The sequence below is a fragment of the Roseobacter insulae genome, assembly GCF_019375555.1.
Classification (GTDB): domain Bacteria; phylum Pseudomonadota; class Alphaproteobacteria; order Rhodobacterales; family Rhodobacteraceae; genus Roseobacter; species Roseobacter insulae.
Genome location: NZ_JAHXDN010000004.1, coordinates 365,436 through 381,146, shown reverse-complemented (window position 1 = coordinate 381,146; position 15,711 = coordinate 365,436). Strand labels below are relative to the sequence as shown.

The 15,711-nt window shown below is 58.8% G+C and carries 17 protein-coding genes and 1 pseudogene; 12 read left to right on the top strand and 6 right to left on the bottom strand.

Going from position 1 to position 15,711, the window contains the following annotated elements:
- Window positions 1–99: 99 nt before the first annotated feature.
- From boxC to KX928_RS16090, 6 genes are all read left to right on the top strand, one after another.
- Window positions 100–1,758 (top strand): 2,3-epoxybenzoyl-CoA dihydrolase, encoded by a 1,659-nt coding sequence (boxC, locus tag KX928_RS16115; RefSeq protein WP_219504688.1) that lies wholly within the window; start codon window positions 100–102, stop codon window positions 1,756–1,758.
- 95 nt (window positions 1,759–1,853) lie between these two features.
- Window positions 1,854–3,305 (top strand): benzoyl-CoA 2,3-epoxidase subunit BoxB, encoded by a 1,452-nt coding sequence (gene boxB, locus KX928_RS16110; RefSeq protein WP_219504687.1) that lies wholly within the window; start codon window positions 1,854–1,856, stop codon window positions 3,303–3,305.
- An 86-nt stretch (window positions 3,306–3,391) separates the two neighbouring features.
- A complete protein-coding gene (locus tag KX928_RS16105) occupies window positions 3,392–3,535 on the top strand; it encodes a hypothetical protein (RefSeq protein WP_219504686.1) in 144 nt (47 codons plus the stop codon).
- Window positions 3,532–4,728, top strand: a complete 1,197-nt coding sequence (boxA, locus tag KX928_RS16100) for a benzoyl-CoA 2,3-epoxidase subunit BoxA (protein ID WP_219504685.1) — start codon at window positions 3,532–3,534, stop codon at window positions 4,726–4,728. Before KX928_RS16105 ends, boxA begins: the two co-directional genes overlap by 4 nt.
- Before the next feature lie 110 nt (window positions 4,729–4,838).
- Complete coding sequence (locus KX928_RS16095; protein ID WP_219504684.1) at window positions 4,839–5,729, top strand: helix-turn-helix transcriptional regulator; 891 nt, start codon at window positions 4,839–4,841, stop codon at window positions 5,727–5,729.
- Window positions 5,726–6,361: a 3-hydroxyacyl-CoA dehydrogenase family protein gene (locus KX928_RS16090; protein ID WP_219504683.1), complete on the top strand. Its 636-nt coding sequence runs from the start codon at window positions 5,726–5,728 to the stop codon at window positions 6,359–6,361. Before KX928_RS16095 ends, KX928_RS16090 begins: the two co-directional genes overlap by 4 nt.
- Window positions 6,362–6,365: 4 nt before the next feature.
- Here KX928_RS16090 and KX928_RS16085 read toward each other — a convergent pair whose 3' ends face one another.
- A complete protein-coding gene (locus tag KX928_RS16085) occupies window positions 6,366–6,854 on the bottom strand; it encodes a DUF2165 family protein (RefSeq protein WP_219504682.1) in 489 nt (162 codons plus the stop codon).
- 82 nt (window positions 6,855–6,936) lie between these two features.
- A complete protein-coding gene (locus tag KX928_RS16080) occupies window positions 6,937–8,601 on the bottom strand; it encodes an ABC transporter substrate-binding protein (RefSeq protein ID WP_219504681.1) in 1,665 nt (554 codons plus the stop codon).
- A 207-nt stretch (window positions 8,602–8,808) separates the two neighbouring features.
- Here KX928_RS16080 and KX928_RS16075 point away from each other — a divergent pair, with 207 nt between their 5' ends.
- Together KX928_RS16075 and KX928_RS16070 are read left to right on the top strand one after the other, a co-directional pair.
- The gene (locus tag KX928_RS16075; RefSeq protein ID WP_219504679.1) at window positions 8,809–9,348 is read left to right on the top strand and encodes a hypothetical protein; all 540 of its coding nucleotides are present in this window, start codon (window positions 8,809–8,811) and stop codon (window positions 9,346–9,348) included.
- 20 nt (window positions 9,349–9,368) lie between these two features.
- Complete coding sequence (locus KX928_RS16070; RefSeq protein WP_219504677.1) at window positions 9,369–9,758, top strand: RidA family protein; 390 nt, start codon at window positions 9,369–9,371, stop codon at window positions 9,756–9,758.
- A gap of 103 nt (window positions 9,759–9,861) precedes the next feature.
- Here KX928_RS16070 and KX928_RS16065 read toward each other — a convergent pair whose 3' ends face one another.
- From KX928_RS16065 to KX928_RS24370, 3 genes are all read right to left on the bottom strand, one after another.
- The gene (locus KX928_RS16065; protein WP_219504675.1) at window positions 9,862–10,077 is read right to left on the bottom strand and encodes a hypothetical protein; all 216 of its coding nucleotides are present in this window, start codon (window positions 10,075–10,077) and stop codon (window positions 9,862–9,864) included.
- A 69-nt stretch (window positions 10,078–10,146) separates the two neighbouring features.
- On the bottom strand, window positions 10,147–11,400 hold the full coding sequence (fahA, locus tag KX928_RS16060) for a fumarylacetoacetase (protein ID WP_219504673.1): 1,254 nt from the start codon (window positions 11,398–11,400) through the stop codon (window positions 10,147–10,149).
- Complete coding sequence (locus KX928_RS24370) at window positions 11,401–11,517, bottom strand: hypothetical protein (RefSeq protein WP_505561682.1); 117 nt, start codon at window positions 11,515–11,517, stop codon at window positions 11,401–11,403.
- Between the two features lie 228 nt (window positions 11,518–11,745).
- Between KX928_RS24370 and KX928_RS16055 the strand changes: the two genes are divergently transcribed.
- Together KX928_RS16055 and KX928_RS16050 are read left to right on the top strand one after the other, a co-directional pair.
- Window positions 11,746–12,198, top strand: a complete 453-nt coding sequence (locus KX928_RS16055) for a MarR family winged helix-turn-helix transcriptional regulator (RefSeq protein WP_219504671.1) — start codon at window positions 11,746–11,748, stop codon at window positions 12,196–12,198.
- Between the two features lie 27 nt (window positions 12,199–12,225).
- Window positions 12,226–13,098: a DMT family transporter gene (locus tag KX928_RS16050; protein ID WP_219504669.1), complete on the top strand. Its 873-nt coding sequence runs from the start codon at window positions 12,226–12,228 to the stop codon at window positions 13,096–13,098.
- Here the strand turns inward: KX928_RS16050 and KX928_RS16045 are convergent.
- Entirely contained in the window at window positions 13,082–13,891 is an 810-nt protein-coding gene (locus KX928_RS16045) for a division plane positioning ATPase MipZ (protein WP_219504667.1), read from the bottom strand. The genes KX928_RS16050 and KX928_RS16045 overlap by 17 nt on opposite strands.
- A 539-nt stretch (window positions 13,892–14,430) precedes the next feature.
- Between KX928_RS16045 and KX928_RS16040 the strand changes: the two are divergent.
- A pseudogene (locus KX928_RS16040) lies at window positions 14,431–15,122 on the top strand (substrate-binding domain-containing protein).
- On the top strand, window positions 15,092–15,403 hold the full coding sequence (locus tag KX928_RS16030; RefSeq protein ID WP_219504661.1) for an ATP-binding cassette domain-containing protein: 312 nt from the start codon (window positions 15,092–15,094) through the stop codon (window positions 15,401–15,403). The pseudogene KX928_RS16040 and the gene KX928_RS16030 overlap by 31 nt, the downstream one beginning before the upstream one ends.
- Window positions 15,404–15,711 lie beyond the last annotated feature (308 nt).

The window sequence follows — 15,711 nt, the reverse complement described above, 5'->3', positions numbered from 1 at the left end:
CATAAAAATTGCTCAAATCATCCCTTTACCTGCACTTCTTATGAACTATATTTCATATTACACTAAAATGAAGGCGACGCGCTGCCCCGGGAGACCACAGTGACCAAACACATAGACTTCCAGGTTGACCCCAAGCAGATGAAGCATTGGCGCGTTGCCTACGACGGCGCGGTGGCCAATCTCTACATGGATGTCGATGAAAAGGCGGGACTGTTCGAGGGTTATGAGCTCAAACTCAACTCCTACGATCTGGGGGTTGATATCGAGCTTGCGGACGTTGTTCAGCGGATGCGTTTCGAACACCCCGAGGTGAAAGTGGTCGTGATGCGGTCTGCCAAGGATAAAGTTTTCTGTGCCGGGGCCAACATCCGAATGCTGGGGGGCGCGGCCCATGCGCATAAGGTGAATTTCTGCAAGTTCACCAACGAGACCCGCAATACATTCGAGGCCGCGCTGGCGGACAGCGGGCAGAATTACATCTGCGCTATTCGCGGGGCCTGCGCGGGCGGCGGTTACGAATTGGCGCTGGCGTGCAATCACATCATGCTGACCGACGACAGCACCTCCTCTGTCGCTTTACCCGAAGTGCCGCTGCTTGCGGTCCTGCCCGGAACCGGCGGCCTGACGCGTGTGACCGACAAACGCAAGGTCCGTCGCGATCTGGCCGATGTCTTCTGTTCGGTCGAGGAGGGGGTCAAAGGCAAACGGGCGCTGAAATGGCGTCTGGTTGATGAGGTTGTTGCAAACTCGAAGTTTGACGATGCCGTGGCTGACCGGGCCCGAGAATTCGCTGCCGCTTCGGAAAAGCCGGATGTTGCGCAGGGCATTGACCTGAAGCCCCTGACCCGGGAATTCCACGACAACGGAGTGCGTTATTCGACCGTAGAGGTTGACCTGGATCGCCCCGGTCGGCGCGCCGTCGTGACCATCACCGGGCCGGAGGAAGCCGCACCGGCAGACATGGATGCGTTCACCGCTCAAGGCTCTGACGCCTGGATGTTGCGCTGCGCCCGCGAACTGGACGATGCGATCCTGCATCTGCGCACCAATGAAGACGAACTGGGGCTCATCGAATTCCAGACCAGAGGTGCTCCGGATCGGGTCATCGCGCACGAAGCGCTGTTGCTCGACCATCAAGGTCATTGGCTGGCGAATGAGGTTCTGGGCCTTTGGAAGCGTGTTCTCAAACGTGTCGATATGACGTCTCGCAGCCTCGTCGCGCTGATTGAACATGGGTCATGTTTTGCCGGGGTTCTGGCCGAACTGCTGTGGGCCGTTGATCGCAGCTACATGATGCTTGAGGAATTCGACGACGATGACCGGCACTTGGCAACGGTTGCGATGACGCCATCGAATTTTGGTCAATATCCGATGGGCAATGGACTAAGCAGGTTGGAAACCCGGTTCTATGGCCAGCGCGAACATATGGAATCCCTGCGCGACCAGATCGGGAAACATCTCGACGCCGAAGAGGCCGAGGATCTCGGCCTGGTCACATATGCCTATGACGATATCGATTGGGAGGATGAGGTCCGCCTGTTTCGCGAAGAACGCGCCAGCTTCTCCCCCGATGCGATGACGGGTCTGGAGGCAAACTTGCGATTTGCTGGCCCCGAAACGATGGAGACCCGCATATTCGGGCGCCTCACTGCCTGGCAGAACTGGATTTTTCAGCGTCCCAACGCCGTGGGTCCCGAAGGCGCGCTGCAGCGCTACGGGTCCGGGGTGCGTGCCGAGTACAACATGCAACGCGTATAACAGCATAGGTGGCCTGAAGCCCGCCCTATTCGCCCGGTTGACGGGTGCCGAAATTCCAAGGTGGGCTTCAGGCCACCGACCGACAGGAGGAATGAATGCTCGATCTCATCAACGTCAGCTATGACAGCCAGATCCCAAACAATGTTGGGCTGAGTTCCGATAAGAAGGTGCTCAAGGCGCTGGAGAAGTGGCACCCCGGCTACATCAACTGGTGGAACGATCTGATTCCGCAGAATTTTCAGGAGAGCATGGTTTACCTGCGCACCGCCGTGAGCGTGGATCCCAAGGGCTGGGCCAAATTCGACTATGTGAAAATGCCGGAATATCGCTGGGGTGTTTTGCTCGCGCCAGCTGTCGAAGGCCGGAGGATCCCGATGGGAGAGCATTTTGGCGATCCGGCATGGCAGGAGGTGCCCGGTGAATACCGAAACATGCTCAAGCGGCTGATCGTCATTCAGGGTGATACGGAGCCGGGGTCGGTGGAACAGCAAAGGTTTCTGGGCCTGACCGCGCCATCCCTTTATGACATGCGCAATCTCTTCCAGGTCAACGTCGAAGAGGGCCGACACCTTTGGGCGATGGTCTACCTGCTGCAAAAATACTTTGGTCGTGACGGGCGAGAAGAGGCAAACGACCTTCTTGTACGCTCGTCAGGGAGTGAAGAGGCACCCCGAATGCTGGGGGCCTTCAATGAGGAAACGCCCGATTGGCTGTCGTTTTTCATGTTCACATATTTTACGGACCGCGACGGCAAGATGCAGCTGGAAAGCCTTGCGCAATCGGGATTCGACCCGCTGTCCCGCACATGCAGGTTCATGCTGACCGAAGAGGCACACCACATGTTCGTAGGCGAAACCGGGGTGGGCCGCACCATTCAGGCCACCCTGGAAGCGATGACCAGACATGGCATCACGGACCCCTACGATATCAACAAGATCCGCGATCTGGGTGTGATTGATCTGCCAACGATCCAGAAGAAGCTGAACCTGCACTATACGCTCAGCCTCGATCTGTTTGGTCAGGAAGTCTCCACCAACGCCGCAAATGCGTTCAATGCCGGCATCAAGGGCCGCTACATGGAACTGCGGATCGACGATGACCACAAACTTCAGAATGACACCTACGCGGTGACATCGATCAAGGATGGCAAAATCGTTACCGAGGATGTTCCTGCTCTTACCGCGATCAACATGCGGTTGAGGGACGACTACGTGCGCGATGCCGCAGGGGGTGTCGGGCGCTGGAACAAGGCGATTGCCAGGGCAGGTGTCGAATTTGAACTGAAGCTGCCGCACGAAGGCTTCCACCGGCAGATCGGCGTGTTTTCGACCGTTGCAGTCGACCCCGAGGGCACGATCATGTCGTCTGAGGAGTGGAACAGCCGCCGCGACGAGTGGTTGCCCACCAAGGCGGATGGCGATTTCATACAATCCTTGATGGTGCCCTGTTACGAACCCGGCGAATATGCCTCGTGGATCGCGCCACCGAAGGTTGGGATCGACAACAAGCCGGGCGATTTTGAATATGTGAAACTGCACATGGCTTGATCCACATCAACGTAATCGCAACGCGGGCCACTCAGACTGGACCGCGTCACAGCCAGTGACCTTTGCATGAAAAGGAGACCGGACCAATGAAGACCCCAACCGCCAAGACCCCGCAGACCCCGCGCCCGAACTGCATTGGATGCACCGATTGCCAGGGGCTGTGCCGCGAAATCGTTGATCTTGCGTTCTTGCCGGAAACGGTGCTGCACAGGTCTGCCGCCAGCCCATGAATCAACCTGTAAAACAACATCTCATTGACCCTGAAATCTGCATCCGCTGCTACACCTGCGAGATGACATGCCCCATCGGGGCGATCCAGCATGACGACAATAACGTCGTTGTCGACCCCGATACCTGCAATTTCTGCATGGATTGCATTCCCGTTTGCCCCACTGGTTCGATTGATGAATGGCGTGTGGTCGACACGCCTTACAGTCTGGCCCAGCAATACGGCTTCGATGAACTTCCCGAGCAGGAAGATATCGCGCTCGAACCGGACGCATCTGACGACGGTATAGAGGCGCATGATGACGCGATCGCGGCTTTGCTGGCGGAGGCGCACAAGGGTGCCGGAGGGAAGGTCAAAGCGCCTGCCTCGGCCTCGAAACCGACAATAAACCTCTATACTCTCGGCGCGCCTGCCACCGCGAAGGTGCAGGGCAACTACCGGCTAACCGAAGCCGACAGCGACGGCGACGTCCGCCACATCATTCTGGACTTGGCCAGCCTGCCGTTCCCGGTTCTCGAAGGTCAGAGCATCGGCATCATCGCGCCCGGAACAGATGCCAATGGCGACCCACATTTGCCGCGTCTCTATTCGGTCTCAAGCCCCCGCGACGGCGAGCGCCCCGGTTTCAACAACGTCTCCTTGACCGTAAAGCGCGAAGAAAAAGGGATATGTTCCAACTACGTATGTGATCTTGAAAAAGGTGCCGAGGTTCAGATTACCGGCCCTTTCGGGTCCACTTTCCTGATGCCGTCCGATCCGAAGGCACATCTCCTGATGATCTGCACCGGCACCGGGTCAGCACCATTCCGCGGTTTCACCATGCGGCGTCAGCGTGAAATGTCATCGGCAAAGGACAGCCTGACGCTGGTGTTCGGCGCGCGCAGTCCGCGCGATTTGCCTTATTTCGGGCCACTCAAGAAAGTGCCGGACAGTTTCATGCGCAAGGAATTTGCCTTCAGCCGTCAGAAAGACGGCCCAAAGCAATATGTGCAGGACAAGCTGCGCCAGCAGGCGGAGATGATTGCCGCGCTGATCACCGATGAAAACACACATGTCTACATCTGCGGCCTGAAGGCGATGGAGCAGGGTGTCGAAGAGGCCATGAGTGACATTGCCCGCGGTGTCGGTGTGCAATGGTCCGATCTGCGCGACCAGATGCGGAATGCGGGCCGGTATCACGTCGAAACCTATTAGCGCATCGCAAAAAAGATGCGACATGTTGCCATTCTGACCTGAAATCCGTGGCGCGTGCCCTAGTTTCCTCAGAATGATATGCATTATTGTACGAAAATGCCGAGGCTTCCATGCCTGACGTGATCACCCGGTCAGAACCGGCGGCGACGGTCATCTCGCGGCTGGCGACACGTGTGCGCGAGGCGCGCAAGGCTCAGGGATTGCCCCGGCGGGCCCTGTCCGAACGCTCAGGCGTCTCGCCGCGCTACCTCGCGCAACTCGAAGCTGGTGAGGGTAATATTTCGATTGCTCTGCTGCAACGCGTGTCCGATGCACTCGACGTCAAGATCGAGCACTTGCTGTCAGAAAGCGCGCCGTGGGACATGGAAGTGCAGCGGGTGGCAATGCTGTACCGTCACGCGCCGCAGGATGTCCAGCAGCAGGTGCGTGCGCTGCTGGCCCCGCAAAACCCCGCGGTACTGCGCGCCGGGCGGATTTGCCTGATCGGTCTGCGAGGGGCGGGTAAAAGCACGCTGGGCAAGCTGGCGGGCGAAGCCCTGCGGTTGCCATTTGTCGAGTTGAATAACGAGATCGAATCCCACACCGGCATGCCGCTGTCCGAGGTCATGGCGTTTTACGGTCAGGACGGATACCGCGGGCTTGAGGCGGAAGCGGTGGCGCGCATCGTGGAGCGGCATGACCGGATGATCCTTGCTGTTGCAGGTGGTCTTGTCGCCGAAGAGCGCACCTATGCTCAGGTTCTGGAGCGGTTCCATACGGTGTGGCTGCGCACCTCGCCAGCGGAGCACATGTTGCGGGTGCGCGCGCAGGGTGACCTGCGCCCGATGAAGGGCAACCCCGAGGCGATGGAGCAGCTCAAGGCGCTCTTGCGCACGCGGACGCCACTTTACGAGCGCGCGGAGGCGCAGGTCGATACCTCCAACCGGACAGTTCCCGCGTCGTTGAACGATCTGATGAAAGTGATCGCTTCCAAACGGTTTCTGGACGTGCCTGCGGCATGACCGATCAGGCCGCTGCCCGGGCGTTGAAAAGTGCCCTGCGCGCGGCCTCTGAGCGGCTGCTGATGGATGCTACCAACCCGTGGGAGCTGGACGAGGCAATGACCCGCTTCGGGTTCTCGACGGGCGTGTGCGAAGCGCATGATGCGGATGGTCTCGATATGACCCCGGAAGATCGTGCGATGAATGCGGCGGGCCATGACCTCCCGATTGTGCCCCGCATGGTCGCCGAAGGCCGCCTGGGCCGAAAGGTGGGTGTCGGCTGGTATCGCTACCCCGGCGGTGGCGGGTTGGTGATTGATCCGCTGGTCGAGGATTTACTGCGCGAAGAAGCCCGGTTTGCCGGTGTGGCGCGCCGCACGCTGTCCGATGAAGACCTGATCGAGCGGCTGGTGCTGAGCGTCATAAACGCTGCGGCGGATCTTTTGCCGAGGCTCGGGCGAGATGGACAGCTCCGTCTGGATCGCGCGAGCATTGACGGTATCGGTTTTCCGGCCGTCACCGGGGGCATTGTGACCCATGCGCGCACACGCGGACAGGACAACCTGCTGGCGGCCATGGCGCGGCTGTCCCGATCTGACGGCGCGCACCTGCATCCAAGCCCCCACATCGGCCAGATGTTCGAGCCACCCTAAGCGGTCAAGTCTGGCAGATAAGGATTACTGTGGCCAATCCCCACAACGTCATCTGATAGTGCGTGTTCTGTGCAGCTTCGTGGCAGAACCAGTAGCAGAAGTGGTTTCCAACAATCAAAAAGCCTGCCCAGACCGTGGTGAAACCAACTGCGCCAAGCATCGCAAGAATGCGACCAGAGTCTGGCGCCACAAACCCGGCGGTAGCCAGCAGCAGGCCAAGGGCGCCCAGCCACAGCAGCACACAGGTCAGAAATTCGGCGATCAGCACGCTGCGGAATGCCAATAACTGGATCTTCCGATCAGTGATGGCACGGTGGGCCACGGCGGCAAATTCGTCCGGGTATTCCGCCCGCAAACGGGTCATTGCGAGCACCTGGGCGGTGTATGTCTCGTTCACCGAAGGGTAAAGCAGGTTATCACGCAGGCCGAGTGTCAACCAGCATGCGATCAGGCCGGTTGCCACGGATTGCGCCACTAAAACCGCGATTTCCATGTGCACGCCCTTTTGGTAAGTGGAAACCCCGTCAAGAAAAAAGGGCCGCGCCAGGCGCGACCCTCTTTTGATTTCCTGTGGATCAGGTCCAGGCCATACGCGCCGGATGATACTCGAAGGCGATGTGGTGACCCGCACCGATAAGGCCTTCCTTGGTGAAGTTGTAGAGCGACCGCCAATAGGGCTGGATCGTCACACCTTCATCCTGGATCAGCGCCTCCATGTCCTTCATCAGCTTGCGCCGTTCCTCGACATCCGCCGTGGCAAGCGCGACGTCGAGCATCTTGTCGAACTCCGCATTGGACCAGCCGAACTCGTTCCACGCCTCCCCCGACCGATATGCCAGCGCCCAGATCTGGACACCCAGGGGACGGTGGTTCCAGTTGGTCGAGGAGAACGGATATTTCACCCAGTCGTTCCAGAAGGTCGAGCCGGGCAGGATTGTCCGCTTCACCTTGATGCCCGCGTCACGCAGCTGCGCAGCGACGGCATCGGTGGTGTCCTTGCGCCACGCATCGTCGATGGAGTAGAGCTCATGCTCAAAATCGCCCATCCCGGCTTCGTCCATCAGGGCCTTGGCCGCTGCCGGGTCCACCTTGCGCGGAGGCAATTCCGCATAGTCGGGGTGCATCGGTCCAACATGGTGGTTTTCAGCCTCTATTCCGCGACCGCCATACCCCAGCTCCAACAGGACCGAGTTGTCGACCGCCATGGCCAGAGCCTGACGGACACGCTTGTCAGCATAGGGTTTCATGCCATCGACTTCTGCCAGTTGGTTGGGGCGGATAACGATGGTTGCGGCGGTGGCGATGGAGTTCTCCACCCAGCCGTCCAATGTCGCGAAGATGTCGATGAAGTCGCCCTCAATGGAGTAGAGCGCATCGATTTCTTCCGCTTCGGCCGCGGCGACAAAGGCAGAGGGGTCGGTGCCGTAGTCGATGTATTCCAGACGGTCAATGTAGGGTCCGCCAAAGACTTCCGTGCCCCACCAGGTATGGTCCGGGTTCTTGACCATCACGCTTTTCACGCCGACTTCCAGCGATTCAGGCAGGTACGGGCCGGTGCCGATCGGATTGTCGAGCATCGTTTCCGGGTTAAAGCCAGCCGGGGTGATCGCGGCAGGGTAATCCGCCATGCCGGGGATCAGCGAGATGTCCGGACGTGGCAAGGCCAGCTTCACCGTGTGGCTATCGACAACCGAGATGGCGCCGTCAATCGCCTGACCTGTCGCCTCGTCAATCAGGACACCAAAACGACCCGCCATGGAGTTGCCTTCAAGGCCCTTGTCACACCAGCCGGAGATGTTGCGTGCAACGTCGTCGGCCGTGAAGTCGTCGCCGTTGTTCCACTTCACGCCTTTGCGGACGTTCAGGGTGTATTCCGTCGCGTTGTCGTTGATCTCCCAGCTTTCCAGCAGGGCGGGGGTGAACGTGCCGTCGTTTTCGTAGATCACGAGGTATTCCAGCCAGCCGCGGCTGAAGTTGGCGATCTGCGACCAGTCATAGGTGCGCGGATCTTTCAGCGCGCGAACTTCCTGCTGCATGCGCACAGTGCCACCTTCCTTGTGGCCATCGGCGCGCGCCGGCGCGGCCATGCCGATCATCGAGTACGCGGTCGCAGCGGTTGCGCCGAACGCGCTGGCCATTGCCAGGAACTCGCGACGATTGACAGGATCGGAACCGACCTTGGCTGCGGAGTCCACGACGGACTTCGGCAAAGGTTTGCCGGTACGTGTGAAAAATGTCATTTTCTTCCTCTCTGTTAGTGCGCGACGTCCCGTCGCGCTATGCCGGTTGATTGCGCCGACGCGGTGATGCAGTTGACCTGCTTTCTTGATGCCCGTTTGGGGACGGCGGGAGTGTCAAAATTTTATGTCTTGCCGTCAACCCCAACCGCCGATGCGATTTCAGAGCAAAAGGGGTGATATCGCCTGTGGCATCAGCAGCAAACCGGGGTGCAGGCCTTTCGATCCAACCTGCGCGGCCAGAACCTGCTGTCGCGAAATCGACTTGATGAATGCGAAGCATATCACATTTCTTTGCATGTGGCGCATTTTGAACACTCAGTGTCGCTCCTGAACCTTGATAGCAGGCGGAATTTTGGGCTAGCGGCTGGCAGGCGGGTCAGCAATAAAAAACTGCCGGAAACAAGCTACAAAAGCGCTTTGAAAAAAATTGCCTGGGCGAAGGAAAAGCGAGATTGTTCGTGCCATGCGTGTATTTTTAGTGTCAATCCGGATCGGATGAGGGGCGAATCTGTCGCTAATGGAAAGGATGCGGCGCGTCGCCAGGCAGAGGATGTGCATGGATACCGCCTTCCTGCCGGTTCTCGTAACGGGCTATGTATCGTCAGGGCGTTGGTTGATCTAGACTGTGATGATCAGGCCCGTTTCTTTGGCCATCACAGGCATGGTTGGCTTGGCGTTCTGCGACGCGCTTCCATGCAGGCGGACGCCAGAAAGGACAAGGGTCAGGCGAGGGATCGCCTGCCATGACATCAAGTGGAGAACACCACATGAAATCGCTTGCACCCGGCAGCATCGCGCCGCCTTTCGCCCGGTATTCTCATGGCATTGAACTGCCTGCGGGTGCACGCCTCGTCCGTACGTCCGGACAACTGGGGCAGTCGCTTGACGGGCGCGTGCCTGAGGGGGCGCAAGCGCAGGCAGACATTTGTTTTGACAACATCCTCGCCATTCTCGGTGCCGCGCATATGGCTGCCGAACATGTCTTCCATGTCAGCGCGTTTGTGACGGACCGGGCGCATATGCCGGGGTACATGCTGGCGAGAGACGCGTTCCTGTCCGACGTGACGGTTCTGCCATCCTCAACGCTGGTGATCGTCTCAGGGTTTACGCGACCGGAGTTCGTTGTCGAGGTCGAGGTATGGGCCGCCGCGCCTTGATCCAAATGAGGCGCTGACGCGCCACGCCATTCTTCGGCAAAGCCCGTTCGGGCTTTGCGACGGCACCACAGGCCGGGAAGCATACCATAGAGCGAGCGCGGCGCTAGTCGTTGTCCGGATATTCCCGATTGAGAATTTTCTTCAACGTCCAGAGTAATGTGCCGCCGAAAAAGGCGCCGGCGATGCCAATGACTTCGAACATCGCAGGCCCCTTGGGAATCCCGCGCAGGGCAATGGCGAACGCCAGAAACAATAGCCCGGCAATGGAAATCCAGAATCGGAATTTCAGTTCCGATTTACTGGGGCCATACTTGCTCATCTGGCTGCCATGCACTGCATGCGCCAAGCCTATGTCACCGCGACGGGTTTCGAAAGGGGCCTGCCATGCCTAGGGAAAGCTGACCGCCGGGAGAATTTTGCCGCTGCATGTGCCGAACCCCACACGGTAGCCATCGCCCTCGGCATGTCCTGTCAGGGTCAGGGTATCTCCGTCTTCTATGAAGCTGCGCTCCTGACCGCCTTTCAGTGTCAGGGGGGTCTTCCCGCCCCACGACAGTTCCAGCAAAGAACCGCGCTGGTCTTTTTCAGGGCCAGAAATCGTGCCCGAGCCCAAAAGATCGCCTGCGTTCATAGCGCATCCCGACGACGCATGATGCGTAAGCTGCTGGGCTGCAGAATAGTACATCTCCTTGTAGTTGGTGCGTGCAATTACTTCGCTTTCTCCGCCCTCGGGTTCGATCAGGACGGCAAGTTCGATGTCAAACAGCATTGGCGATGGTTCCTGCAAGTAGGGCAGAAGCGGTTGCTCGCGGGTCGGGGTTGATGTGCGAAACGGATCCAGAGCAGCCGTTGTCACGATCCACGGGCTGATGGAGGTCGCGAAAGCCTTGGCCTGGAACGGCCCCAGAGGCTGGTATTCCCAAGCCTGAATGTCGCGCGCCGACCAGTCGTTGAGCAGCACGTAGCCAAAGATCATCCGATCCGCTTCGGCAACGGTTATCGGTTGGCCCATCTGAGTGGAACTGCCCACAATCGCGCCCATTTCAAGTTCGATATCGAGGCGTCTGCAAGGACCAAAGCTTGGCATTTCGGCATCGGGCGCCTTGGTTTGGCCGACAGGGCGCCGGATATCCGTGCCGCTCACCACCACGGTGCTGGCCCGACCGTTGTAGCCGATGGGAATGTGAAGCCAGTTGGGGGGCAGGGCATTTTCAGCGCCGCGGAACATCGTCCCCACGTTTGTTGCGTGGTGACGGCCTGCGTAGAAATCTGTGTATTCGGAGACCACCAGCGGCATGTGTAACTGCACCTCCGCGAGAGGCACCAGATGTGGCGCGACCTGCGCCTGCTCCGCTGCGCCATCTTTCAACAGAGCGATCAATCGCTCGCGCAGCGTTGTCCACGCCGCCGGTCCCAACTCCATCACATCGTTCCAGAATGGCAGGTCGAAGACAGGCTCGTCGGAGAGCGTGATCATGTCAGCGGCTTCGAGAGCGGCCATGTCGACGACCTGATCGCCGATGGCCACGCCGCACCGGGCTTCGTGGTCGCCATTGGAAAAGACCCCGTACGGCAGATTGTTCAGCGGAAAATCACAGGTCGGATCATTGGCGCTGGTCACCCAGCTTTTCATCAACGGCATCTAGTCGTCCTTGGATGATTGATTGCGTTTTTTGCGGGCTTGCAGCCAGCGGAACAGAAAGAACAGCGCAACGAAGGCGCCGATCCAGAAGAGAAGGTCAACAAGGGCAGTGTTCATCAATGAGGGCTACTTTTGTGAAGGGTCAGTATGAGAAGGTTCAAACAGTTCCCGCTGTCGGGGGCACAGCGCGTGCACATGCATTCTATGTCCAACTTCCTCATCCGTCACTGCAAGCTTTGGGATTGCCGGAACGCCCCGAGCCTGCCCGGTGTCCGAACCTCCCTTGCCAATAAATGACGCTGTTGTATTAGTTGATTTTGTAACTAACAAGGCCGACCGATCCCGATGTCGAAAAATGAGGACTTCAACCTTGAAGAATTCCTGCCCTATCTGCTGAACCAGGCGGCGGAACAGAGCAGTCTGGAGTTTCATCAGGTATATAAGGACAGATATGGGATGCTGCGGACCGAGTGGCGGGTGCTCTTCCATTTGGGCCTTTATGGCCGCATGACTGCGGGGGAGATCGTACAAGCGGCGAAAACCCACAAAACAAAGATCAGCCGCGCGGTGCAACGACTGGCCGAGCGGCGTTTTCTGGTACGCCACCGCGACGACAGCGACAGACGTGTTGAGCATCTGGAGCTGACGCAGCTTGGCCGGAACGCGTACAATGACCTGCGCCGTGTCGCAGAGCGATACGATGCCATGTTGTCCGAACAGTTGAGCAGCCAGGAACTGGCCGTGTTGCGGCGTGCGCTGATCAAGCTGGCGCAGACCGGGTCAAAACCCTTTACTTGAGAGGTTAAAACCGGCACGGCTGAAGCTATGTCGGATCAAGTCAAAGGCCTGGTGATCACCGTGCTGGGGGTGCTGTTTGTTGTCCCGGACTCGCTGTTCGTGAGGCTGATCGACGCAAATGCACTGACTATCGCGTTTTGGCGCCTGTTTCTCGCAGGGGGGCTTTCGGCGCTGGGGCTGCTGATGCTTCAGGGAACCGCGCCATTCCGTGCGCTTCTGTCGACCGGCAGATATGGCGCAATCTACATGGCGGGTGTCGGTGGCAGCGGGCTGCTGTTTGTGGTGGCCGTCAGTTTGACGTCGGTCGCCAACGTGGTTTTCATCATCGCGTCGCTGCCGGTCTTCGCGGCGATCTTCAGTCGTATATTCCTGTCTGAACCGATCCGGTTGAGAATGATCCTGACCATATGCGCCGTCATGGTCGGGTTGACGATTATTGCCATCGGATCTCGTGAGACGGAGAATGCGAGCCTCGCGGGCGATCTTCTGGCACTTTGCGTATCGGCGATGTTCGCCGGGGCGCTCACGGCTGCGCGCCGGGTCAAACACGTCTCGATGGTGCCGGGCGTGGCCCTTGGCTACCTCGGGGCTGCGGCCTGTGTCCTGCCCTTCGCCGCGCCATTTTCGGTTGACGTGTCTCAGGTGCCGCTGGTGTTGGCGCACGGCGGTACAATTTTGTTCAGTTCGGTACTGCTGGCGCTGGGGCCACGCTATATCACGTCGGCCGAGATTGCCTTGCTGGTTTTGCTGGAATCGGTTTTGGCGCCCCTTCTGGCCTGGATTGTCATCCATGAACATCCGGGTTCATATGCACTTGTCGGCGGGGCCTTTGTCGTAGGTGCGCTCTTCGTATCCAACATGGTTGTGCTGCGGGGTCGAACAGTCAGAAATCAGGTGTGACGCCCGGCAGGTCGAGCGCTTTCATCAGGTCGCGCAATTCCTGACGCGCGGCAACGTTCGAGATATTCAGTTGCTTGACGCCGATGTCTTTCAGGTCAAGCAATGTCAGCCCACGCGGGAACAATTCCCGAAAGACAACGCGCTCGGAAAATCCGGGGGCAATGCGGAACCCGATGCGTTTGCTGAGGTTTTTCACCGCGCGCTCCATCTTTTCCTTGTTGACCATGCGTTGAGCGCCCATCCGGTTGCGCACGACAATCCAGTCAATCGGTGTCAGGCCGGCCTGGGCGCGCAGTTGCCGGGCATTCCAGACCATTTCGGAGTACACGGAAGGGCCCAGTATTTCGTCTCCCGAAGAATCCGTCCGCGCCAGCAGGTCAAAGTCGACAAAGCTGTCGTTCAGCGGTGTAATCAGCGTGTCGGCAAGAGAATGCGCGACCTGGCTCAGGCGGGTGTGCGAGCCCGGGCAGTCGATCAGGATGAAGTCATTGTCCGGCTCCAGCGAGGCCACGGCGGCGGAAAGCCGGTGATCGTAGATATTCTCGCCGGGCTTCAGGGCGTCTGACGAAATTTCCGGCAATTCATGCGTGTTCGGGCTTGCAAGGGACAAGCCCGCCTTGGCCAGAAAGGCTTTGCGGTTCTCGGTGTAGCGCCCAAAGGTGCGTTGGCGCAGGTCCAGATCGAGCGCGCTGACCTTATGGCCCATGCGCGCGAGCGCCGTCGCGACATGCATCGACACCGTCGATTTCCCCGCGCCGCCCTTTTCGTTTCCGACGACGATAATATGCGCCATGTGCCCGATCCTTTGCCCCAGCTGCTTAGTGCAGCTTTCTGTTGCGCGACACTATATGTGGTGTTCTGTGATTTGGGAAGGCGCGAAGGACAAGGGGTGACGCGAATTCTGTCATCGTAAGGCGTGAGCAACAGGCCGCAGAGGGCGGGCGTGTCATAGCCTATCTGTCCGGTCCATTTGCCATCACCAAGGTCAGGGAGCACGTGCCGCCTGATGGCGACTGGACCAGATCGCCCACTTCATTCTTGGAAAAGGCATCGAGTTATAAGATTGCTAAAGACGATGTACATGCCGCGGTGTGAGTTCGTGCAACCTGGGGTATCAAAAACGACACGTCTAATAACGACACGAATCGCAATTGCTGACTTCCTGTAAACAGGTTGATGCGCCGCGTCCGCGCTGCGTTTTCGCGGCCAACAAACCCTTAGGGGGCTCCTACGAAGCTCATTAAACTCGCTGCTGCGGCAGCGACCGGAAGCCCCTTGTCGGTCTGATCATGAAGTCACTCGCCAACGGGTTTTCAAAACATACTGGAAGGTGTGGAAGCGCCTGCTGTGAAACGCGGAGACTGTGAAGGGCGCGCGGTGGTCATGCAAAACGAGACTGATTTCGAATCCCAGATCAACGCAGTGGAATACGTCTTTACGCAGTGCATTGATGCAATCGTCGTGGCGCCAGCCGATTGCAAGACCTTGGTGCGCCCGTTAAAGCGCGCAATAGAAGCGGGGATCTTCGTGGTCAATTTTGACGTAGTTCTCGATGAGGCTGCCAGGAAACAACAGGGTGTGGAGCTGGCATTTGTCGGGCCGGATAACCGCGGCGGCGCGAAGCTGGCGGGCGACGCGCTGGGGCAGGTCTCAAGGTTGACATCATCGAAGGCAACCCCGGTGCCGACAATGCCAACCAGCGCCGCATGGGTTTCGAAGATTCTGTTGTGGAACAAGAGCTTGAGCATCTTGACGGTCGAACGGCGCATCGGGAGACGGAAGAGGCAAATCAGGTGCTTTCCGCGATGCTCACCGCGAAGCTGGATACCCAGGGCGCCATGACTGCAAACGACCTGATGGCCATCGGTGTTGTAAAGGCCTTGGAAGCGGTCAGTCGCGCCGATATCAAGGGGGTCGGATTTGACGCCATGCCGGCCGTGCTGCCGATGGTCGGCTTCTGGCTTCTGTCGATCAACTGTGCAAAACGGCAAACATGTCATCCCGTAGCATCCGTTTCGAGGTGAGAAGGGGTGAGAGACTCGGAATTGCCGGGCCTGTCGGGGCCGGTCAGGCCGAGGTTCTGAGAGCAGTTTTAGGCACTGACCCGATGGTAACTGGCAAGATCCTGAAGCACGGCAAGTCCCTGAAAACCCGACGCCCCGGCGATGCCATTGCCGCAGGGATCGGATTTGTCACCGAGGATCGCAAGGACGAAGGCCTTATCCTGGATACGCCGATCACCGCGAATACGTCGCAGATTAACATCGCATCCGTTTCCCGGCGCAGGTTGCTGAACTTTTCATAAGAGCGGCCATGACGAGGCAGGGTGGTGCACGGCTCAAGTTGAAACACGGGAAACTGTCGGATCCGGCGGCCAGCCTGTCGGGCGATAATCAAAGGAAAGTTGTCCTCGCCAAGTGGCTGGTCCGCGGCCCGAATGTCCCTGTGCTTGATGAACCGACCCGCGGGGTCGATGTGGGGGCGAAGGCCGAAATCTACGGCACTTTACGCTGTCTCTCCACGCAGGGCGTATCGATGATCGTTGTCTCGTCTGAACTGCCTGAACTCATCACCCTGACGGACCGCATGTTTGTTATGGCGGATCACTGCTAC